Genomic DNA, 20,889 nt, shown 5'->3' with positions numbered 1-20,889 from the left:
GGCGTTTTCAGCGTAAGTCCATGCTACGAAAACTTCATAGTTGGTGCAACTTTGCACGTGTCGTCGCACATTCACTCGGGGTCGAGCACGAAAGGAAGGTTCAATTGGCATTCGCGGCCGCGGCCGATTGCCTTGACTGCCTCGATTAGGCGACCTTTCCGGCCGAGCACCTCATCACCTAGAAGAATGAGGCGGGCATTCGGTGTCGCGAAGGGCGACACTGTTCTGAGTGTTTGTGTCAGCGCGAAATCGTCCAGTTCCGGCTTGAGCGCCAGTGCCGCGATCAGAGCGCCGGCTGGTGAACGCGAAACGCCCATCCAGCAATGGATCAGCAGCGGCCCGTCACAGCGACGAACAAAACGGATGATCTGCTCGATATGCGAAGCCTCCGGAGCGACCAGGTTTCCGGTTCCGGCAAAGGCAATGTCGTTCATGCGCAAGGTCAGATGACGGCGCGGTTCGATCATGCCGGGCCGGGCGAAATCGTGACCATTGGCCATCAGCGACAGCATGTGGCGGCAGTCGTGGCGGGCAGCCATTTCGCCGATGCGCGCAAGCGGGCTGACGACAATTTTTGCGGTCATCCGCTGTTCCGTTTTGCAGGCGCGGGCGTGCTGGCGCGCTCGTTCTCGATTTCCGAAAAGCGGGCGAGAAAGCGGGTCTGTGCGTCCGTGGTTGCCATCGGCTCGACGGTCAGCATCTCGATCGACACACCGTTCGGCTCGCCGAAGAAGCGTTTTGCTTCGGCATGCGAGAAGCCGGCCAGCGTGATCGCCTCGAAATAGGCTGCGATACGGTCGGCCGCCTTGATCCTGGATTTCAGGGTGCGGGAGGGGTGCGGCGGCAGGCCGAAGCGCAGGTGGACAGCGGCCTCAAGCCGCTTTTCCACGCTCTTGTAACCGCCGCCGACCACCGCCTTGAACGGCGAGATCATGTCGCCGATCACATATTCCGGCGCGTCGTGCAGAAGCGCCATCTGACAGTCTTCCGGGCTTGCCTTGTAGCAGTGCATGAAAATGGTCTCGACCACGAGACTGTGCTGGGCGACGGAATAGGCGTGGGCGCCGACCGTCTGCCCGTTCCAGCGGGCAACCCGGGCAAGGCCGTGGGCAATGTCGGAAATCTCGACATCGAGCGGGGAGGGGTCGAGCAGGTCGAGGCGACGGCCAGAGAGCATGCGCTGCCAGGCGCGGACATCGGTCTTGGCCATGGTCAGTCGGTCTCCGTGCCTGAGGCTTCCAGCGTCACACCGCTCCATGCGTAAGGTGTCACGCTGACCGGCGCGCCGTTGACGCTGACATCGCCGCTGGCGGCCGCGATACGGTCCACGCGGACGATTGCCATGGCCTTGCCGTCACTGACAGAACAGATCGTGCCGGCGATCTTGCCGCCTGCCTGCACCGCGCCGTCGTCTGCTGTAAACGGCTCGGCGGCTGCAAGCTGCACAAGCCTGCGGCGGGCCATGCCGCGGTGATGCATGCGCGAAACCACTTCCTGGCCGACATAGCAGCCCTTGCGGAAGTTCAGCCCGCCATTGCTGTCATAGAGGATATCGTGCGGGAAAACGTCCTGCGTGGCATAATCGGCATGCAGTTCCGCCACGCCCGCTTCAATGCGCAGTTTTGTATATGTTTCAGGGTCTTGTGCGGCGTCATTATACCGGCCGGGCAGGCGCATCAGGGGCATGTCGGCAAGCGCGAAACGTCTGTCCGGCACGGCCCCTTCGGGGGCCGCGGTGTCGCCATAAAAGAGGGTGGCGCCATCATGTTCTGGCGTTGCGATGGTGACCTTGGCGCGCAGCTTGTAAAGCATCAGCCGCTTTGCCAGCGCTGACTGGTCGTCCGCATGGGTTTCGATCAGAAAGCCGTCCGGGCTGCGGGAGATCAGGAAATCGAACATGATCTTGCCCTGCGGCGTCAAAAGCGCGCCGGGCCAGGCTTCGCCTGCAGGTAACCCCTCGATGTTCGTGGTTACCAGGTTTTGCAGAAACGTTTCGGCGTCCTCACCCGCAAGCGTGATGAAGGCCCTGTCCGGAAGGTGGATCGATGCCATGTTCGTCCCTTTCATGCACGCCGCGCGCGCTGATCGAATCGCGATCCGATTTGTCACGCGGTCGGCGGCATTCGTCAATGCGGGAAGGAAAATCCCGGGGCGGGCGTCATAACGGCCGCAGGGGCAAAGCTACTGCAGGATGCGATCGGGTGAAAACTCACCGGCCAGCATGCGCTCGCGCAGCGATTCCAGCATCGCTTCAGCGCCTTCCTCGCCAATCATCCGCACGGTCTCGCGCATGGCCAGCGCCAGCGCCGCATCGGCAATGATCTCGGGTTCGATGCCATCGGCAACACCATCGGCCCATGCTTCGTTCTGGTACTCGAGAGCCGCCTGCATCTTTTCCCGCACGATCATATCGTCGATTTCATTGGCATTCGGCTTCATCTGAGTTCCTTGCTGGCTTCTCGTTCTTGGCTGTTCCGGGGCTATCGTAACAAGTTTTTATGCAGTCTGTCAGCGCCGCTGACATAAAAAGTCAACAGCCGGTTAACAGACGGGCCAAGTGCTTTGCGTGACAGCGCGAATGTGTCGCTTCGGTCACACTTTCAAGCCGTCTAGATCATCGGGTGGTTAATCTGAACCGCCCGATGCTCTAACCGAGCTTTTCGGCGCATTCGAGAACGCTTGTCGGCACATTCATGGTCCGAATTTCGCCAAGCGCATACCAGCCGAGGTCATCGGCGTCATCTGCGGCCACGGCCACGACGTCGTCTTCCACGTCGGCGAGAAACACGCTCAGCCGGTAGAAGCTGGTGATCTGTCCGCTGTCATCCCTGTCTATCAGATCATATACGGCAAAGAGATCGGCCCGGTTTGCAGCAAGTCCGGTTTCCTCGGCAAGTTCGCGGATGGCGGCTTGTTCGGCGGTTTCGCCGGCTTCGGCCTTGCCGCCGGGAAAGGCATACATTGCCTGTGCGGGCGGATTTGCCCGGCGCACGAGCAGGAATTTTCCGCCGCGACGGACGATCACGGAGGAGGCGGGCTTGGGTGAAACGGACATTGGGTTCCTTCCGGCATGCTCATCAGGCCCGCGGGGGGCAGCGGGCCTTGTCATTCATCGCGCAAGATGAAATCTATGGGTAATGTGCGGACGTTTCGGCCTGATAACAACCCCTGATGCAACGGCGGAAGCCTTCGATCTGACGGCGATCGATTCATTTCCGCCGCGCTACAATATTGCGCCCTCGCAGCCGATCCTGATGGTGATCAACGCCTCGGAACTGACCGGCGGCGGTGAGGGGCGGGTAGCCATGCTGGCGCGCTGGGGCCTGATTCCGGCCTGGGTGAAGGATGGTCGCGACTTTCCGCTGCTGTTCAATGCCCGCTCGGAAAGCGCTGCGGAAAAACCGGCCTTTCGCGGCGCCATGCGTCATTTCAGGGCTCTGGTGCCGGCAAGCGGCTTTTTCGAATGGCGCAGGACCGGCGGCAAGGACACGGCGCAGCCTTACTGGATCCGTCCGCGTCATGGTGGGCTGATTGCCCTTGCCGGGCTGATGTCGCCCTGGCAGGGCGCCGACGGAACCGAACTTGATACCGGAACCATCCTGACCACGGCTGCAAGCGGCGTGGTCGCGAAACTGCACGAGCGGTCGCCCGTGGTCATCATGCCCGATGATTTCGAGCGCTGGCTCGATTGCCGCACCCTTGAGCCGCGTCATGTCGCCGATCTGCTGCGGCCGCCGCCTGACGATTTCTTCGAGGCCTTTCCGGTTTCAAAGGCCGTCAGCAATGCCCGCAATCTCGGTGCGGACCTGATCGCGCCGATCGGTCCGGCGCTTTTGCCGGACGCGCCTGAAGCAGGATCGGATGAGCAGATGGACCTTTTCTGAGGTCCATCTGCTCAGATATCGAGGTCGAGGCGGTTCTTGCGCGGATGTTCGGGGTCGTCCTCGTCATCCACATCATCATCCTCTTCCATCACCAGCGTGCCGTATTTGGAGTGCCAGGCGCGCGCACCCAGCGGAAGGGCTGCCAGGTAAAGGGCAGAGCCTGCAATCATCACATGCCATGTATAGGCAACGAGCAGGGCGACGGAGAGCACCGCAAGCAGCATCATCGGCAGCGCGAATTCGCGGCGGACATTGAGGCCGAGGCTCTTTCCCGACCAGACCGGCAGGCGGCTGATCAGCAGAAAGCCGATGAGGACGGTATAAAGCGAGCAGGCAAGCGCGATGCCGCGGTTCGACTGCATGCCGAGAAAGCCGAGATAGACCGGCAACAGCACGATGATGGCGCCGGCCGGCGCAGGCACGCCGACGAAATACTCACCCTGCCAGCTTGCCTTGCGCTTGCGGTCGGCCATCACGTTGAAGCGCGCCAGCCGAAGGGCTGCGGCAATGGCATAAAGCAGGGCGGCAATCCAGCCGGGCGTGCCGGCATCGTCCAGCAGGTAGATGTAGGAAACCAGCGCCGGGGCGATGCCGAAATTGACGATGTCGGCCAGCGAATCCATCTGCTCGCCGAATTTCGACGACGCCTTCAAAAGGCGCGCCAGTCTGCCGTCGACGCCGTCCAGAAACGCGGCGATCAGCAGCATCATCACGGCTTCGGGAAACTTTCCCTCGATTGCCTGCCGGATGCCGGAAAGCCCGGCGCAGATGGCAAGCACCGTGACCAGATTGGGGATGATCAGGCGAAGCGGAATTTCCCTTAAGCGCGGTCCGCGCCCGGATTGATCCGGGGCGGGTTTCGGTCGCGTTGAAAGCGGCGTTTCGTTATCACTGTCGGCCATCAGATCCGCCGTCCGGCAACGGGCAGTTCGAAATCACCGAAAACAGCCAGCACGGTCTCACCGGCCGTCGCCGTCTGGCCGACGGCAACCCGCGGCGTGGTGCCGGCGGGCAGATAGACGTCGAGCCTGGAGCCGAAACGGATCAGGCCGAAGCGCTCGCCCGCGTCAACGACATCGCCGTTTTCCGCAAAGCAGACGATCCGGCGGGCGACGAGACCGGCGATCTGGACAACGCCAATGGCGCCGTGGGCGGTGTCGAGCACCACGCCGTTGCGTTCGTTGTCTTCGCTCGCCTTGTCGAGTTCGGCATTGAAGAACTTGCCCGGCCGGTAATGGATGCCGCGAACCGTGCCCGCCATCGGCGCGCGGTTCACATGGCAGTTGAACACGTTCATGAACACGCAGATCCTGAGCATCGGTTCGCTTCCCAGGCCCATTTCCTGCGGCGGAATTTCCTCGCTGATGGAGGAAACGCGGCCATCGGCGGGGCTGATGACGATGTCGTCATCCTGGGGAACGACGCGTTCGGGATCGCGGAAGAAATAGGCGCACCAGAGTGTGGCAAAAAGGCCGATCCAGAACAGCGGATCGGCGATCCAGCCGAGAATGAGCGTTGCGACAAGGAAGATCGCGATGAAGGGATAACCCTCCTTGTGGATGGGCACCATGGCCTTCCTGATCGAATCGAAAACGGTCATATGGTTATCGGGCTCCCGGGGCTGCTTGTGTTCCGCCGCCAATATGTTTGACGTTTGAAAACCTTACAGGTTCCAATGTGAGTTGAAAATGATTCTCCGGCCGCAGCGGCATTTGCCTCAATTGGCCGGATCGAGCCGCATGATCACGCCCATATCGTCGCTTTCGCGGACCTCGCGCAGATGCTCCTCGGCAAGGGTGGCTTCGCGCTGGCGTTCCCACATCTGTGCATAAAGCCCGTTTTGGGCCAGCAGATCGCCATGGGTGCCGCGCTCGGCGATCTCGCCGCGCTTGAGCACGATAATCTCGTCGGCGCCGATGACGGTGGAAAGCCGGTGGGCAATGACGACCGTCGTGCGGTTTTTCGAAACCACGTCGAGGGCGGCCTGGATTTCCCGCTCGGTCTGGGTATCGAGCGCCGATGTCGCCTCGTCGAGAAGGAGGATCGGCGGCGCTTTCAGGATGGTGCGGGCAATGGCGACGCGCTGTTTTTCGCCACCCGACAGCTTCAGCCCGCGTTCGCCGACCTGGGTGTCGAAACCTTCGGGAAGCTGACGGATGAAGTCTCCGACCTGTGCCAGTTCCGCTGCCGCGTTGACCTCTTCGTCGGTCGCCGATGTCCGACCATAGCGGATGTTGTAGGCGATCGTGTCGTTGAACAGCACGGTATCCTGCGGCACCATGCCGATGGCTTCCCTGAGGCTGTGCTGGCGCACCTCACGCAGATCCTGCCCGTCAATGGTGATCGCGCCCTCATTGACATCGTAGAAGCGGAACAGCAGACGGGAAATCGTCGACTTGCCCGCACCGGTCGGCCCGACGATGGCAACCGTCTTGCCGGCGGGCACTTCGAAGGAAATCCCCTTCAGGATCGGCCGCGCCGGGTCATAGGCGAAGTGCACGTCCTTGAAGGCTATCGCGCCCTGGCGGATCTGCAGGTCCTCGGCATCGGGCTTGTCGGTGATTTCCGGATCGACTTCGAGGATGTTGAACATTTCCTCGATATCGGTCAGCCCCTGACGGATTTCGCGATAGACCGAACCGATGAAATTCAGCGGAATGGCGAGCTGGATCAGCATGGCATTGACGAACACGAAATCGCCGATCGTCTGCGTGCCGTTTTTGACGGCAAGCGCCGACAGCACCATCATCAGCGTCATGCCGGCGCCGAAGATCAGGCCCTGACCGAAGTTCAGCCAGCCAAGCGAGGTCCAGATGCGCGTTGCTGCGACCTCGTACTTGGCCATAGAACTGTCGTAGCGACAGGCTTCCATGTCTTCATTGCCGAAATATTTGACGGTTTCGTAGTTCAGCAGCGAGTCGATTGCCTTGGTGTTGGCATCGGTGTCGCTGTCATTCATCTCGCGGCGAATGGCGATGCGCCAGTCGCTGGCCTTGATCGTGAACCAGACATAAAGCACGACGGTGACGGCCGTAATCGCCAGATAGTCGAAGCCATAACCCCACCAGAAGATGATGGCGACCAGCAGGAATTCCAGCACCGTCGGCAGGGTGGCCAGGATCGTGAAACGCACAATCGTCTCGATGCCCTTGGTGCCGCGCTCGATGATGCGCGAAAGACCGCCGGTCTTGCGCGAAAGGTGAAAGCGCAGCGCCAGCTGGTGCATATGCACGAAGACCCGGTAGGCCAGCTGGCGCACGGCATATTGGCCTACGCTGGCAAACAGTGCGTCGCGCAGCTGGTTGAAGCCGAGCTGGCCGATGCGCGCCAGATTGTAGAACAACACCAGCGTGACTGCGCCAAACAGGAAGGCCGGCAGAATTGTGTTGATCTCGAGTTCGCCCGTCAGCGCATTGGTGACCCATTTGAAGGAGTAGGGCACGAGCAGAAGTATGAGCTTGGCGATAACCAGCGCGATTGTCGCGTAGACAACACGCCGCTTGAGGTCCGGGCGGGCCGATGGCCAGATATACGGCCACAGGTTGATGATTGTGTGAAACGGATTGGCGGAATCCGCTGATACGGTTCTCTGGCCTTCTGCCATGATCATCCTTCGGCTCAAGGCCGATCGGCCGAGCCATTGTAAATGTGTTCAGGGTCGGGAAAACAACGCAAGACGCGCGGCTTTGGATCGCCAGATAAGGCTGATTGCAGCCGATTGCAATGGCGAGGGGCCGTGTGGCAGCCCCTCACACCTTACCGGTCCTCCGGCGGAAGCTGATATTCCGGTCCCACCGGCATGCCTTCCAGCAGGCGGCGGTGGATGGTTTCCGCCTCGCTGTCGGGCAGCGGCTGGCCGGGCAGCGAGAAGACCTGACCCGGCAAGATGAGGTCCGGATTGAGGATCTGGGTCTCGTTGGCAAGGTAGATCGTGGTGTAGCGCACGCCGCGTCCGTAGACCCGGCGCGAAATCCGCCAGAGATTGTCGCCGCGGCGGATGATGACGGCATTGTCGCTGCCCTGAAGCTGCGGTTGCGTGAATGTCTGCGTTCCGTCGGTCTGTGCTGCGCTGGTGCCGGCGCTGTCGGCGGAAACCGCGGCAATCTGGTCGCCCGGCGGCCGGTCGAACGGCACGATTGCACGGGCGATCACCCGATTGTTTTCGTCCAGCATGTCGACCCGGATGGTGTGAACGCCGACCGAAACGTCAGTCTCCGCCTCAAGCACATAATTTCCATCAGTGTTGACAGCGCCATCGCTGAGAAATGCGTCATCGATATAGCCGCGAATGATCGCGTCCGGCGCGCCTTCGCCGGCAATGAACAGCATATTGTCCTCAATCTCCACGGCCTTGATGCTGACGGTCGCATCGACGGGCTCGCGGTCGGCTGCAGGCTCCTGTTCCGTCGTTTTCTGCGCGCCGTTGCCTTCGCCGGACGTTTCAACGTTGACGGCCGGCAAGTCGGTGTCCTGTCGGTCATCGTCGGATGTTTCGCCGGAGACGTTGCCCTGACTTCCGGCGCCGGTCGCAGTGGCTTCTTCGTCTTCGCCGGACGTCGGTGTCGTGGCCACGAGCGTATCGTCGGGAAGCGAAGATTGCAGTTCCGGCGCGGAGATGATTTCCGAAGCCTTGCCGGGTTCGGTGATTAGCGCCAGAAGCTCGCCGCTGTCATCTTCCGGGATCGAGACCGTTGCCGTTTGCTGCGAACGCGCGCTGCGTCCGTCGGGCATGGTGACGTTGAGATAGAGCAGGTGGTCGCCCGGTGTCAGCGGCGTTTCCACAATGGCGACGAAATCGCCGGTGTCGGTGACTTCGGAGGAGGCGAGAACAGTGTCGTCTTCCTTGACGTCGAGAACGCCGAGCGGTTCGGCAGCACCCGCAATCACGGCGGTGCCGTCGGGTTCCACGCGCAACACATCGAATGTCGGGATGCGCAGTTGCGCGGCTTGCTGGTTCTCGTCGTCTGCGCCGTCTGCGGTCGTGCCTGCGCTTTCGGCGGTATCCTGCTGATGGTCGGGTTCGGGAGCAGCACTTTCGGTCGTCTGCGTTGCCGGTGCGCTATCCTGCCGCTCGGCGACGTCGCCATCCTTGTCGCGCAGCATGAAGTAGGCGCCGGCCGCAACGAGCACGAGGATAATTACCGCAATGATGACACGTGTGTTGTTCTTGTTCATTCGTCACTCCAGACACGGCGCCATGCCCATGGTGCCGGTTCCCTGAAAACGCTAGTCATAGTGAGGTTTATACACAAGTCTTCATTCGCACTTGCGGGAAACCGTGAACAGGGTAAACGCCCGATTGTGATCGATTTGCAATCAACTTGACCGGCAATGGCCAAATGAGGTTCAGTAAACCCATGAACAGCGAACATGATACGATTCGATCCATCTGTGTATATTGCGGGTCCAGACCGGGCGGCGAGGCGAGCTATATGGCCGCCGGCAAGACGCTGGGCACTGCAATCGCGAAAGCCGGTTACCGCCTCGTCTATGGCGGCGGAACCAAGGGCATTATGGGGGCCGTTGCCGAGGGCATGCTCGAAAATGACGGCCATGTGGTCGGCATCATCCCCGAATTCCTTGTCGATATGGAGGCAACCCGCCATCAGCTGGAAGCGCTCGACGAACTGATGATCACGCCGGACATGCATGTGCGCAAGCATACCATGTTCGAACGCGCCGATGCATTCGTTGCCCTGCCGGGCGGTATCGGCACGCTCGAGGAAATCGTCGAGATCATGACTTGGGCCCAGCTCGGCCGCCACTCCAAGCCGATGATCTTCGGCAATGTCGATGGTTTCTGGAACCCGATGATCCAGTTGCTCGACCATATGAGCGAGCAGGGCTTTCTGCACACCAGCCATCAGGTGCGTCCGCGCCTCATCGACGATGTCAATGAAATCGTGCCGACGATCGAGGCCCTGTGGTCCGAGCGCGACAGCGACGACGAAGGCGAAAAGCACATCATCAGCCGGCTCTGATTCGCCTGATTGCCGGTTGCCGGGCCTTCCGGTAACCGCCTGGCTCAGTCGTTGCCGGCCGCCTCGTTCAGGCGTTCGATATCGGGCACGGTGACGTGGCGGTTGTTTTCCACCAGAATCACCTTTTCCTTGCGCAGCTTGGTCATCTGACGGCTGACCGTTTCGATGGTCAGGCCGAGGAAGTCGGCAATGTCGGCGCGCGACAGCGGCAGATCGAAAGTGCAGCCGTCATCGGCTTCCGGATCGATATGGGTGGCGATCAGATGCAGGAAGGAGGCGACCTTCTCGCGCGCGGTCTTGCGTCCGAGCGTCAGCATCCAGTCACGCGCCTCGTCGAGTTCCTTCAGCGACTGGTCGTAGAGCTTGTGTTCCAGCCCGGGCGTGTCGGCGATCATCCGTTCGACGGCGGCGCGCGGAAAGGCGCAGATCTCGGTTGTCGTGGCAGCCTCGGCCGTCAGCGAGCTTTCGCGCGAAAACGGACGGCCCAGAAAATCCGGCGCGAACTGAAGTCCGACGATCTGCTGGCGACCGTCGGCCATCATCTTGGACAGCTTTACGACACCGCGCAGAATGTTCGAATAGGTATTGACGTTCTCGCCCTGGCCGACAACCTCGGTGCCGGGATCGATCGTCCGCTTTGCGGAATGCTTGTTGAGCGCAGCAAGCTGTGAGCCGTTCAGAACCGAGCAGATGCCTCCGTGACGCGCCTCGCAGGCCCGACAGACCTGCGGTATGACATCCTCGTCAGTTGTGATATGCGGCTTTTCGTCCATGGTTTCACCAAACTGCAGCCACGTCATATGACTGTCTTTGTTTTCCGGTTCCGCTCTAGACGCCCTTTTGACGGCGCGCAACCGTTTAGCGGCTGAAGTCAGCGGTCTACATATGTATCTCTTGATTAAAGTCAAAGCCGGGGCGAGTGCAAGGCGTTAACGAAAATCTTATCCCGAATGAAGGAGGGTTTTCCGTCATGACATCAGGCAGGCAATTGCTGACCCGGTTTTCGCGACCCGTTCCGCGCTATACCAGCTATCCGACGGCGCCGCATTTCCACGGCGGCATTTCCGCCGGCGATGTCGCCGGCTGGATGCGCGGGCTGGAGGCGGGCCAGAGCCTTTCGCTTTATGTCCACGTTCCCTATTGCGACCGTCTGTGCTGGTTCTGTGCCTGTCACACCAAGCACACGCTCCGATACGCGCCGATTGCCAGCTATCTGGAGAGCCTGAAGCGGGAGATCGAAACGGTCGGGGCGCTTGTATCTCCTAACGTCAGGGTGACGGCGCTGCACTGGGGCGGCGGTTCGCCGACCATGCTGAAGCCCGCCGACATGCGGGCGCTGATGGGCTGGCTGCGCACGGCCTTCCATTTTGCCGAGGATGCCGAAATCAGCGTCGAGATGGACCCGAACGATCTCGATGACGCGCGCTATGATGCGCTTGCCGATATCGGCGTGACCCGCGCCAGCCTCGGGGTGCAGGATTTCGATGAAAAGGTGCAGAAGACCATCAATCGTCTGCAAAGCTTCGAACAGACGGCCGCGGTGATTTCGGCCATGCGGGCGCGGGGCGTGCGCTCCGTCAACTGCGATCTGCTTTATGGTCTGCCCTATCAGAACCTCGAAACGCTCACGCACACGGTCGAACAGATCATATCGTTGCGTCCGGACCGGATCGCGCTTTTCGGATACGCTCATGTGCCGTGGATGAAAAAACACCAGACGCTGATTCCCGAAGAGGCGCTGCCCGATGCCGCCGCCCGTTTCGAGCAAATGACGCTTGCAGGCGAATTGCTGGCGAATGCGGGATATGACCAGATCGGCATCGATCACTTTGCGCTTCCTGGCGACAGCCTTGCACGGGCGGCAAAGTCCGGCAGGCTGCGTCGCAATTTTCAAGGGTATACGGATGAAAGCGCCGATGCGCTGATCGGGCTTGGGGCATCCTCCATCAGCGAGGTGCCGCAAGGCTACTGGCAGAACATGCCGGCGATCGGCGAATACCGGCGGCTGGCCGAAGCCGGCGATCTGCCGGTCGTGCGCGGCATAGCGCTGGACGATGAAGACCGGATGCGTGGTTTCGTGATCGAAAAAGTGATGTGCGCCTATGGCTTTTCAAGCTGTGAATTGCGCGCGCGTTTCGGCGCGGCGGCCGGGCCTGTGATCGAGGAAGCGCGGGCCTATGCGCGGCAGAATCCGGATGTCTGCAGCTTCGATGCTTTCGGATTTCGACTGCAAAAAGACGCTTTTCCGTTTGCCCGCTCTGTTGCCGCGCATTTTGATACCTATCTTGAGGGCGGCCGGGGCCGGCATTCGGCTGCGGTCTGATCAAATGTCGAAAAAACATCATCTGACGCCTTGCGGCCATTGGCTTTTCGCCAATCTTTGCCTATGAGAAGGGCTGAATTGATAGATTGAAGAGGTACAGGGCGTGAGCGCTACATTCGATAAAGTTGCCGATATCATTGCGGAAACGAGTGAAATCGACCGCGACAAGATTACGCCGGAAAGCAACACGATCGACGATCTGGGTATCGACAGCCTCGATTTCCTGGATATCGTCTTTGCCATCGACAAGGAATTCGGTATCAAGATTCCGCTCGAGAAATGGACTCAGGAAGTCAACGAGGGCAAGGTCGATGCGGATGAGTACTTCATCCTGAAGAATCTCTGCGCCAAGATCGATGAACTCAGGGCGGCCAAAGAGTCCTGATTGCGCGGACAGCCCTCCATGCGGACAAGCTTCGGTGCCTGCCTTGGTGTCCGCTTCCTGGCCGATGTTGATGCAGGCGGGAGAGGCTGAAGGCATTCATGCTGCTCGAATATTTTCAGATGATCGATGAAGTCGTGTCGGTGGACCTGTCCGCCGGCACGGTTTGTGCACGCTCGACGGTGCCGGAGAAAAGCCCTGTTTTTGAGGGGCATTTTCCCGGCATGCCGCTTGTGCCCGGCGTGCTGCTGATCGAAACCATGGCGCAGGCCTCGGGCCTGATGCTTCTGGGTGTCAACAACTGTTCTGCGATGCCGTTTCTGATGATGGTCGACAGCGCCAAGCTGCGCAGCTTTGTCGCACCGCATGCCGTTCTCGAGATCGAGGCGGCGCTGGAGCACGAGGGCTCGGGCTTTGCCGTGACCAAGGCGAAGATCGCGTCTGGCGGCAAGCCTGTTGCCAGCGCGCAGCTGAAATTCAGAACGCTCTCTTTTGAAGATAATGATCTGGCGCCGATCGTCAGGCGACGGGCCGAAGAAGTCGGCTTGTTTGCTGCGATCGAAAACGGCCAGACCGTGGAAAGGTCCTGAAATGACGAAATCGGACAATGATGTCGTTGTCACCGGTATCGGGCTTGTGACCAGCTTCGGTGTCGGTCAGGCGCCGCATGTCGCCATGCTGACCGGCAGCGCTGCGCCCGAGATCAATATCGACAGCGAAATCTGCGCGCCGTATCCGGTGCATCCGCTGCCCGAGATCGACTGGAAAGAGCAGATCCCGAAACGCGGCGATCAGCGGCAGATGGAAAACTGGCAGCGGCTCGGTGTCTATGCGGCCGGTCTTGCGCTCGATGATGCCGGCGTGAAGGGCAATGAAGAGGTCTGTTCGACAATGGACATGATCGTGGCAGCCGGCGGCGGCGAGCGCGATATTGCCGTCGATACCATGATCGTCAATGAAGGTCTGGAGCGCTCCGACCGCGAAATTCTGCTCAACGAGAAGCTGACCACGGAACTGCGTCCGACGCTGTTTCTGGCCCAGCTTGCCAATCTGGTCGCGGGCAATATCTCCATCGTTCACAAGGTCACCGGCTCGTCGCGCACCTTCATGGGCGAAGAGGCTGCCGGCATTTCCGCCGTGGCCACCGCCTATGCCCGCATTCTGGCAGGCCAGTCGACGCATACGCTTGTCGGCGCCTCCTATGTTGCCGAACGGCGGGACATTCTCCTGATGATGGAAGCCGTCCACGCGCTCTCGCGCGGAAAATGGGAACCGCTTTGGGACCGCGCGGCCGAAGATGACGGCGGCATGGTCATGGGCTCTGCCGGTGCATTCCTGGTGCTCGAATCGCGTGCCTATGCCGAAGCGCGCGGCGCACATATCTACGCGACGCTTAGCGGTGTCGAAGGTGATCGCGGCAAGCGCGATGACGGCAGGCTGGAGAAGCGGCTTGGCCGACTTTTCGCCGATGCAGGCTTTGAGGGCGGAAACGGCGAGGCGGTGTTTTCCGGCGCCACCGGTCTGAGCGAACTGACGAAGCGCGAGGCGGATTTCCTCAAGGGTGCATTCCCGGATACGCCGTTGCGCGGTTACACCGGCATTACCGGCCATGCCATGGAAGCCAATTTCCCCCTCGGTATTGCGCTTGGCGCACTGGCGCTCGACAGCAAGACCCCGGTTCCCGTCTTCAATGAAGGCGAAGAACAGATGACGGCGCCGGCGCAAAAGATCGCCGTGACCAATGTTGGCCTGCAGCGCGGCGAAGGCGTTGCCGTGCTTGCCGGCGAAAACTGAGAAAGGACGGGCAGATGCGTAACAGATTTACCGATCATCTTGGCCGTCCGCTTGTCGCGGTAACGGGAATGGGCGTCGTGACCTCGCTCGGTCGCGGCCTTCAGAACAACTGGTCGCGGCTGACCGGCGGCGTTTCCGGCATTCACGCGATTTCGCGCTTTCCCACCGACCATCTGCCGACGCGGATTGCCGGCACGGTGGATTTCATCCCCTCCGAACCCAACCCGGTGGCGCGCTCCTACGCGTTTGCCGAGGCGACGATCGAGGAAGCCCTCGAAATGGCCGGGCTTTCCGGTGATTTCGATGCGCCGCTGTTTCTGGCCGCCCCGCCGGTGGAGCCGGAATGGTCGATGCGTTTTGATCTGGGCGACCGCGCACCGCCGCCGCAGGAAGACAACGACGTCTATGTCCGTTTCCTGGCGGCCATGCGCGAAAAGGCCGATCCGGCCTTCCACGAAGCCGTCATGTTTGGTTCGATTTCGGAGCGGATCGCCGACCGGTTCGGTACACGCGGCCTTCCGGTCACGCTGTCGACGGCCTGCGCCTCCGGCGCCACGGCAATCCAGCTCGGTGTCGAAGCCATTCGCCAGGGCCGCACCGACAAGGCGATGACCGTGGCCACCGATGGCTCCGTGACGGCCGAGGCGCTGGTGCGCTTCTCGCTGCTGTCGGCGCTTTCGACCCAGAACGATCCGCCTGAAAAGGCGTCCAAGCCGTTCAGCAAGGATCGCGACGGTTTCGTGATCGCGGAAGGGGCAGCGACGCTCATTCTGGAATCGCTGGAAGCCGCCCATGCCCGCGGCGCCACGGTTTACGGGATCGTTCGTGGCTGCGGCGAAAAGGCGGATCATTTCCACCGCACCCGGTCTTCGCCTGACGGCGGCCCGGCGATTGCGACCATCCGCGCGGCCCTTGAGGATGCGGGGCTCGGTATCGACGAGCTTGATTACATCAACGCCCATGGCACCTCGACGCCGGAAAACGACAAGATGGAGTATTCCGCGCTCAAGGCTGTTTTCGGCGAAGAGAAGATGCCCTCCATCCCGCTGTCATCGAACAAGTCGATGATCGGCCACACGCTGACGGCGGCGGGTGCGGTCGAAGCGGTATTCTCGCTGCAGACCATGCTGACGGGCGTGCTGCCGCCGACCATCAACTACGTCAATCCCGATCCGCTGATCGAGCTCGACGTGGTGCCGAACACCAGCCGGGAGGCATCGGTGTCCTCCGTGCTGTCCAACTCGTTCGGTTTCGGCGGGCAGAATGCCTGCCTGGTGATGACGCGCGAGCCGTCCTGAGGGCGGACGCGTCGGTTTTTTGGGGCAGGTTATGCTGCCTTTGACGAGACTGCGAAGGAATGACCAATGCGCGCATTGCAGCTGACGGATGACCGCAAGATCGAAATTCGGGACGTCGCCGAACCGGAAGCGCCCGGACCGGGAGAGGTGACGCTGAGGCCGAAGGCGGTCGCGCTCAACCACATCGATGTCTGGGGCTGGCGTGGCATGGCCTTTGCCAAGCGCAAGCTGCCGCTGACGATCGGCGCGGAAGCCTCCGGCATTGTCGAGGCCATCGGCCCCGGCGTGGCCAATGTTCTGCCCGGGCAGCTGGTTTCGATCTTCGGCGCACGGGTGTGCGGCCATTGCAAGGCCTGTCGCGAGGGCAGGGACAATCTGTGCGAACATGTCGGCGGCGTGCATGGCTTTCATCTCGATGGTTTTGCCCAGGACCGGATCAATATTCCCGCCCGCCAGCTTGTCGTTGCGCCGCCCGGCGTGGATGCGATTGCCGCAGCGCTTGCGCCGGTCACGTTCGGCACGGTCGAGCACATGCTGTTCGACAATGCGAAGCTTCAGCCGGGTGAGAGCATTCTCGTTCATGCCGGTGGTTCGGGCATCGGTTCGGCGGCCATCCAGCTGGCCAAGAAGATGGGCTGCACCGTGATCACCACGGTCGGCTCGGCCGACAAGATGGAAAAGGCCCGCGCGCTCGGCGCCGACCATGTGATCAATTACCGCGAGGACCGCTTTGAAGGCGTGGTGCGCAAGATCACCAGGAAGAAGGGCGTCGATGTCGTCTTCGAACATGTCGGCGCGGATACCTGGGCGGGCTCGATGCTGTCGATGAAACGCGGCGGCCGGCTCGTGACCTGCGGATCGACGTCGGGCGTTTCCACCAACGTCAATCTGATGATGCTTTTCCAGCAGCAGCTGAAATTCTTCGGTTCGTTTGGCTGCCGCATGGAAAACATGGCCGATGCCATGCAGAAGATGGCGCAGGGGATCGTTCATCCGGTCATCGATACGCTGGTTGATTTCGACGGTATCGACAAGGCGCTGGAACGGATGGAAAGCCGCCAGGTCTTCGGAAAGATTGTGCTCGAAATCGGCGACTGAGCTTTCATCGTCTCAGCGCTTGGCGCAAACGGAAATCGCCGTTAAAAGGCTGGCAGCGCGGCGGCAAACGTGCTGCCCGCAGTCAATCTGGATCTGATTTCGTGAAATCCCTCATCACCCGCATCGTTCTCAAAACCCGCCAGTTTCAGCAATGGCTGGTGGCGCATCTGGTCTTTGGCCTGCTTTCGGTTCTCAAGCTGTTTCCGGCTGATGGCTCGATCCGCTTTGCCGATTGGGCAATGCGCAAGATCGGCCCGCTGACCGGCCGTCACAAGCTGGTGCTGGAAAATCTGCACCGGGCCTTTCCCGACATGGACGAAGCGGAAATCCAGCGGATTGCGCTGGCCAGCTGGGGGCATATCGGACGCCTTGCCGCCGAATATGTATTTCTCGACGAAATCTTTGATTTCGACCCGGAAAAGCCCGATTCCGGTCGGGTCGAGGTCGAGGGCGTCGAGCGCTTCATGGAACTGCTGGCGCGTGACAAGCCGTTCATCGTGTTCACGGCCCACACGGCCAATTTCGAGCTTCTGCCGGTGGCGGCCGCCTCGTTCGGCCTGAATGTGACCGTGCTGTTCCGACCGCCGAACAATCCCTATATCGCCAAGAAGGTGTTCCGCTTCCGCCGCAAGCGCATGGGCGAGCTGGTTCCCTCGCATGCAGGCTCGGCTTTCGCGCTTGCCAATGCGCTGGAGGCGGGCAGGGGCGTCGGCGTGCTCGTCGACCAGAAATTCAAGCGCGGCATGACCTCGCAGTATTTCGGCCAGGATGTGCGCACCAATCCGCTGCTGGCCAAGCTGGCGCGTCAGTTCGGTTGCCCCGTGTTTCCCGCGCGCTGCATCCGGCTGCCGAACAACCGTTTCCGGCTGGTGCTTGAAGAGGAGATGCCGGTTCCGATGACACCGGCGGGAAGCGTGGATGTGCCGGCAACCGCACAGGCGCTCAACGACAAGGTTGAAGCCTGGGTGCGCGAATATCCCGAGCAATGGCTCTGGTATCATGATCGCTGGAGCCGCCGGAAGCGATAGCGGCCAGCGTCTTCATGGTTGTCGTCTTCACGGTTGCAGGCGGTTGGCCACCAGCTCTTGCTCAAGCGCAATATGGCGCCGCAGGGCGCCGAACAGGCCGCGCAGCATGTAGCCGACGGCTTCGGTGTTGACCACATCGCCAGATGAAAGCCGTTTGAGTGTTTCCGTCACCTCTTCGGCAAAACACAGATCTTCGAAATGCTCGTATGTCAGGCGGTCCAGCACTTCGCCGGCTGCTTGCGGACCGGCCGCCGTGTGGCGCAGCTGCGGAAACACCTGCATTTCTTCGGTCTCCTGGGCGTCCTTTAGTGTCGGGACCAGGTCATCGGCCAATCGCCGACAGGCGTTGCGGTTGACATTGGCAGGCAGGGAGTCTGCCACGGCTTCAAGAGCGTCGCACAACCGCAGGATCGACCTGTGTGTCGACCGGAGGGTGCCGCTGGCTGTCCGCGGGTTCTGAGGTATTTTCTGCTTCAATGGATTGTCCAAGCATTCAGTCGCGAGGGTTCCGACCGTCATGCGTTCCTCCCTGCTGAATCGACCGGTTTATTTAATCATTTGCCGACAAACGCGCGTCGCTTTCATTGACTTAGGTCAAGAATGGCCGAACTCGGCGGTCTGCCGGGCGCGCAGCTGCCGGACTGACAAGCAGACGTCGCGCGGCAAGGACGACAAGCATCCGGTGGCGATACGTGGCTGGCAGCGGTCGGTGAGGCTTTCTGAGGCCTTGTGCCTTTCACGGCCGGTGGTGCGATGCCGATATTGGAATTCGAACGCGCACATGGAAGAAGGCGCTGTAGCCGCAAAAAAAAAGCCCGGCCTTTGGAAAACAAAGGCCGGGCTTTCCGGTTTGACAAGAGGTGCTGCCGCTTAGTTGGCGGCGGCTCTGGCGGTTTCCAGCCAGCCGTCGACTGCGTCGCGGTTTTCCGCGATCCAGGCGTCGGCCTGGGCTTCGATATCGTCGTCGCCTTCGATCATCGCGGCGTTCTGCGCGAAAATGTCATCGAGGGGGATCGAGACGGTCGTCAGGATCGATTCGATTGCCGGATTGGCCTCAAGCAGGTCCTTGCGCGCGACCGGCTGAATGTCGTTCGGCGGAAAGCCCATGTAGCAGGGATCGGCGACGCAGGTTTCCAGCCCTTCGGCCGGCGGAACCGTCTCGACACCTTCGACCTGCGGGACCGGGATCCACATCACGTCCTCGCCGGCTTTCAGCTCGTAGCCGGTCCAGTTCGGTGTCCAGGCGTAGTAGAGCACATGTTCGCCGGCATTGTAGCTGGCGATCGTGTCGGCCATGGCGGCGTTGTAGCCGGCCGTGGTCGTGGCGATGTCGTCATCCAGGCCGAAATCCTCGAGCTGTTCGACGATCACGCGTTCGCACAGCCAGCCGGGCGGGCAGGAGACGAGGTCGGCCTTGCCGTCGCCATTGCGGTCGAAGGCCTCGCGAACCTCGGGACGCGCGAAATCGGCGAGCGATTCGATGCCGAATTCCTCAACGGCCGCCTTGTCGACCATGTAGCCCTGCAACGCGCCGCGGTCGACGACCGTGCCGATGACCTCGGCCTGGTCTTCCATGACCGGCTTGTAGGTGTCCTGCGCGGGGAACCAGCCATTGACCCAGAGGTCGACGTCGCCCTGCATGACCGCCTGATAGAATGGCGGTACGTCGAGCGTCGTCGGCCCCTCTACATTGTAACCGAGTTCTTCGAACAGTTTGGTATAGATTTCGGCCTGAAACCAGCCGCTGTCCCAGCTGGCGCGTGCCATCTTGATGGTGGTGCCGTTGCCGGGTTCCTGTGCGCTGGCCGTTGCCGGAACAAGGCCGGCGGCGCCGACCATGGCTGTCAGGGCCAGCGTGTGAAGCATTGTCTTCATGAAAATCTCGTTTGATGGAACTGTATTCTTGTCGGATATGACCGGCGGCAGGGGCGGGCGCCGCAAAGTGCTGCCACCGGATAACAAAAAAGGCCGGAAGGCGGCCAAACCGTCCTTCCGGCCTCGTTTCAGCTGCTATCAGTTGGCAGCAGCGCGAGCGTTTTCAAGCCAGGTGTTGACCTGGTCCTGATTGTCCTCGATCCACTTGGCGGCCTGGGCCTGAACGTCGTCATCGCCATCGTTCATGGCCGAGTTCTGCGCGAAGATATCCGGCAGCGGGATCGATACTTCCTTCAGGAGGGCATCGACAGCCGGGTTGTCGGCGAGGAACTCGTCATTGACGACCGGAACGATGTCGTTGGCGACAAAGCCCATGTAGCACGGATCGGCGACGCAGGTGTCGAGACCTTCGGCCGGGGCCGGCAGGTCAACGCCTTCCTTCTGCGGCACTTCAATCCACATCACGTCCTTGCCGGGGGCGAGCTGGTCAACGGTCCAGTTCGGCGTCCAGGTGTAGAACAGGATGTGCTCGCCGTTCTGGTAAGCGGCGATCGCATCGGCCATGGAGGCGGAGTAGCCGGCCTTGATCGGGTTGATATCGTCACCCAGATCAAAGTCTTCCATGTGCTGCGAGATCGTCAGTTCGCAGCCCCAGCCCGGCGGGCAGGCGACCAGATCGGCCTTGCCGTCGCCATTGCGGTCGAAGGCTTCCTTGACTTCGTCGCGCTTGAAGTCGTCGAGCGTCTTGATGTCAAACTCTTCGATAGCCGCCTTGTCGACGAGGTAACCTTGAAGCGCGCCGCCCTTGGCAACTGCGCCGTCAACCTTGGCCTTGCCTTCGAAGGTCGATTCATAGGTCCTGTGCAGCGGGAACCAGCCGTTGACCCAGAGGTCGACGTCGCCCTGCGACACGGCCTGATAGAAGGCCGAAGCGCCGAGCGTCATCGGGCCGGTCACGGAATAGCCGAGGTCTTCAAACATCTGCTTGTAGATTTCAGCCTGGAACCAGCCGGTGTCCCAGTCGGCCTGGGCCATCTTGATGGTCTTGCCGTCACCGGGTTCCTGCGCAAATGCCGCGGTGGCCGGTACAAGGCTGGCCGCGCCGATCATCAGGGCAGCGGTAAGCTTGCTGAGGTTGTTGGTCATGAGTGTTTCTCCGTTTCTACGTGTTGCGGCGCGCCGCCTGCCGGTGGCGGGCAGGGCGCCTTGGCTACGGGATCGGAGAT

Annotated in this window: 22 protein-coding genes; 9 read left to right on the top strand and 13 right to left on the bottom strand. The window is 61.2% G+C overall.

Features of this window, described 5'->3' with window-relative positions:
- Positions 1 to 71: 71 nt before the first annotated feature.
- From ACHZCU_RS20545 to ACHZCU_RS20525, 5 genes are all read right to left on the bottom strand, one after another.
- A complete protein-coding gene (locus tag ACHZCU_RS20545; RefSeq protein ID WP_319520347.1) occupies positions 72 to 584 on the bottom strand; it encodes a protein tyrosine phosphatase in 513 nt (170 codons plus the stop codon).
- A complete protein-coding gene (locus ACHZCU_RS20540; RefSeq protein WP_319520428.1) occupies positions 581 to 1,216 on the bottom strand; it encodes an HD family hydrolase in 636 nt (211 codons plus the stop codon). Before ACHZCU_RS20540 ends, ACHZCU_RS20545 begins: the two co-directional genes overlap by 4 nt.
- Positions 1,213 to 2,052: a folate-binding protein gene (locus tag ACHZCU_RS20535; protein WP_319520346.1), complete on the bottom strand. Its 840-nt coding sequence runs from the start codon at positions 2,050 to 2,052 to the stop codon at positions 1,213 to 1,215. The genes ACHZCU_RS20540 and ACHZCU_RS20535 overlap by 4 nt, the downstream gene beginning before the upstream one ends.
- A gap of 129 nt (positions 2,053 to 2,181) precedes the next feature.
- A complete protein-coding gene (locus tag ACHZCU_RS20530) occupies positions 2,182 to 2,439 on the bottom strand; it encodes a hypothetical protein (RefSeq protein ID WP_024707077.1) in 258 nt (85 codons plus the stop codon).
- Between the two features lie 208 nt (positions 2,440 to 2,647).
- A complete protein-coding gene (locus tag ACHZCU_RS20525; RefSeq protein ID WP_319520345.1) occupies positions 2,648 to 3,055 on the bottom strand; it encodes an NUDIX domain-containing protein in 408 nt (135 codons plus the stop codon).
- An 82-nt stretch (positions 3,056 to 3,137) separates the two neighbouring features.
- Here ACHZCU_RS20525 and ACHZCU_RS20520 point away from each other — a divergent pair, with 82 nt between their 5' ends.
- Positions 3,138 to 3,884, top strand: coding sequence for an SOS response-associated peptidase (locus ACHZCU_RS20520; protein ID WP_319520344.1), 747 nt, complete (start codon positions 3,138 to 3,140; stop codon positions 3,882 to 3,884).
- Positions 3,885 to 3,895: 11 nt separating this feature from the next.
- Here the strand turns inward: ACHZCU_RS20520 and pssA are convergent, their stop codons facing one another.
- The 4 genes from pssA to ACHZCU_RS20500 all read right to left on the bottom strand — a co-directional run bounded on the left by pssA (position 3,896) and on the right by ACHZCU_RS20500 (position 9,059).
- Positions 3,896 to 4,786 (bottom strand): CDP-diacylglycerol--serine O-phosphatidyltransferase, encoded by an 891-nt coding sequence (gene pssA / locus ACHZCU_RS20515; protein WP_106304590.1) that lies wholly within the window; start codon positions 4,784 to 4,786, stop codon positions 3,896 to 3,898.
- Entirely contained in the window at positions 4,786 to 5,526 is a 741-nt protein-coding gene (locus tag ACHZCU_RS20510; RefSeq protein WP_319520343.1) for a phosphatidylserine decarboxylase, read from the bottom strand. The genes pssA and ACHZCU_RS20510 overlap by 1 nt, the downstream gene beginning before the upstream one ends.
- 75 nt (positions 5,527 to 5,601) lie before the next feature.
- Positions 5,602 to 7,488: an ABC transporter ATP-binding protein/permease gene (locus ACHZCU_RS20505; protein WP_319520342.1), complete on the bottom strand. Its 1,887-nt coding sequence runs from the start codon at positions 7,486 to 7,488 to the stop codon at positions 5,602 to 5,604.
- 152 nt (positions 7,489 to 7,640) lie between these two features.
- Positions 7,641 to 9,059: a LysM peptidoglycan-binding domain-containing protein gene (locus ACHZCU_RS20500; protein WP_319520341.1), complete on the bottom strand. Its 1,419-nt coding sequence runs from the start codon at positions 9,057 to 9,059 to the stop codon at positions 7,641 to 7,643.
- A gap of 182 nt (positions 9,060 to 9,241) precedes the next feature.
- On the opposite strand from ACHZCU_RS20500, the gene ACHZCU_RS20495 reads away from it, so the two are divergent.
- Positions 9,242 to 9,865, top strand: a complete 624-nt coding sequence (locus ACHZCU_RS20495) for a TIGR00730 family Rossman fold protein (RefSeq protein ID WP_319520340.1) — start codon at positions 9,242 to 9,244, stop codon at positions 9,863 to 9,865.
- A 44-nt stretch (positions 9,866 to 9,909) separates the two neighbouring features.
- Here the strand turns inward: ACHZCU_RS20495 and ACHZCU_RS20490 are convergent, their stop codons facing one another.
- The gene (locus tag ACHZCU_RS20490) at positions 9,910 to 10,638 is read right to left on the bottom strand and encodes a Crp/Fnr family transcriptional regulator (protein ID WP_106305188.1); all 729 of its coding nucleotides are present in this window, start codon (positions 10,636 to 10,638) and stop codon (positions 9,910 to 9,912) included.
- 197 nt (positions 10,639 to 10,835) lie between these two features.
- On the opposite strand from ACHZCU_RS20490, the gene hemN reads away from it, so the two are divergent.
- The 7 genes from hemN (at position 10,836) to ACHZCU_RS20455 (ending at position 17,788) form a co-directional block, all read left to right on the top strand.
- Positions 10,836 to 12,188 (top strand): oxygen-independent coproporphyrinogen III oxidase, encoded by a 1,353-nt coding sequence (gene hemN / locus ACHZCU_RS20485; protein WP_319520339.1) that lies wholly within the window; start codon positions 10,836 to 10,838, stop codon positions 12,186 to 12,188.
- A gap of 103 nt (positions 12,189 to 12,291) precedes the next feature.
- Positions 12,292 to 12,573 (top strand): acyl carrier protein, encoded by a 282-nt coding sequence (locus tag ACHZCU_RS20480; RefSeq protein WP_106304575.1) that lies wholly within the window; start codon positions 12,292 to 12,294, stop codon positions 12,571 to 12,573.
- A gap of 98 nt (positions 12,574 to 12,671) precedes the next feature.
- Positions 12,672 to 13,160, top strand: a complete 489-nt coding sequence (locus ACHZCU_RS20475; RefSeq protein WP_319520338.1) for a 3-hydroxyacyl-ACP dehydratase FabZ family protein — start codon at positions 12,672 to 12,674, stop codon at positions 13,158 to 13,160.
- 1 nt (position 13,161) lies between these two features.
- Entirely contained in the window at positions 13,162 to 14,364 is a 1,203-nt protein-coding gene (locus ACHZCU_RS20470) for a beta-ketoacyl-ACP synthase (RefSeq protein WP_319520337.1), read from the top strand.
- A gap of 14 nt (positions 14,365 to 14,378) precedes the next feature.
- Positions 14,379 to 15,662: a beta-ketoacyl-ACP synthase gene (locus ACHZCU_RS20465; RefSeq protein ID WP_319520336.1), complete on the top strand. Its 1,284-nt coding sequence runs from the start codon at positions 14,379 to 14,381 to the stop codon at positions 15,660 to 15,662.
- Positions 15,663 to 15,728: 66 nt separating this feature from the next.
- Positions 15,729 to 16,760: a zinc-binding dehydrogenase gene (locus tag ACHZCU_RS20460; protein WP_319520335.1), complete on the top strand. Its 1,032-nt coding sequence runs from the start codon at positions 15,729 to 15,731 to the stop codon at positions 16,758 to 16,760.
- A gap of 101 nt (positions 16,761 to 16,861) precedes the next feature.
- A complete protein-coding gene (locus ACHZCU_RS20455; RefSeq protein WP_319520334.1) occupies positions 16,862 to 17,788 on the top strand; it encodes a lipid A biosynthesis lauroyl acyltransferase in 927 nt (308 codons plus the stop codon).
- A gap of 27 nt (positions 17,789 to 17,815) precedes the next feature.
- On the opposite strand, the gene ACHZCU_RS20450 is transcribed toward ACHZCU_RS20455, so the two are convergent.
- The 3 genes from ACHZCU_RS20450 to proX (ACHZCU_RS20440) form a co-directional block, all read right to left on the bottom strand.
- Entirely contained in the window at positions 17,816 to 18,307 is a 492-nt protein-coding gene (locus ACHZCU_RS20450; RefSeq protein WP_319520333.1) for a hemerythrin domain-containing protein, read from the bottom strand.
- 351 nt (positions 18,308 to 18,658) lie between these two features.
- On the bottom strand, positions 18,659 to 19,663 hold the full coding sequence (proX, locus tag ACHZCU_RS20445; RefSeq protein ID WP_106304552.1) for a glycine betaine/L-proline ABC transporter substrate-binding protein ProX: 1,005 nt from the start codon (positions 19,661 to 19,663) through the stop codon (positions 18,659 to 18,661).
- Positions 19,664 to 19,801: 138 nt separating this feature from the next.
- Positions 19,802 to 20,809 (bottom strand): glycine betaine/L-proline ABC transporter substrate-binding protein ProX, encoded by a 1,008-nt coding sequence (gene proX, locus ACHZCU_RS20440; RefSeq protein ID WP_319520332.1) that lies wholly within the window; start codon positions 20,807 to 20,809, stop codon positions 19,802 to 19,804.
- Between the last annotated feature and the right edge of the window lie 80 nt (positions 20,810 to 20,889).

Source organism: uncultured Martelella sp. (assembly GCF_963677965.2).
GTDB lineage: Bacteria > Pseudomonadota > Alphaproteobacteria > Rhizobiales > Rhizobiaceae > Martelella > Martelella mangrovi.
This window is presented reverse-complemented; position numbering and strand designations above follow the sequence as displayed.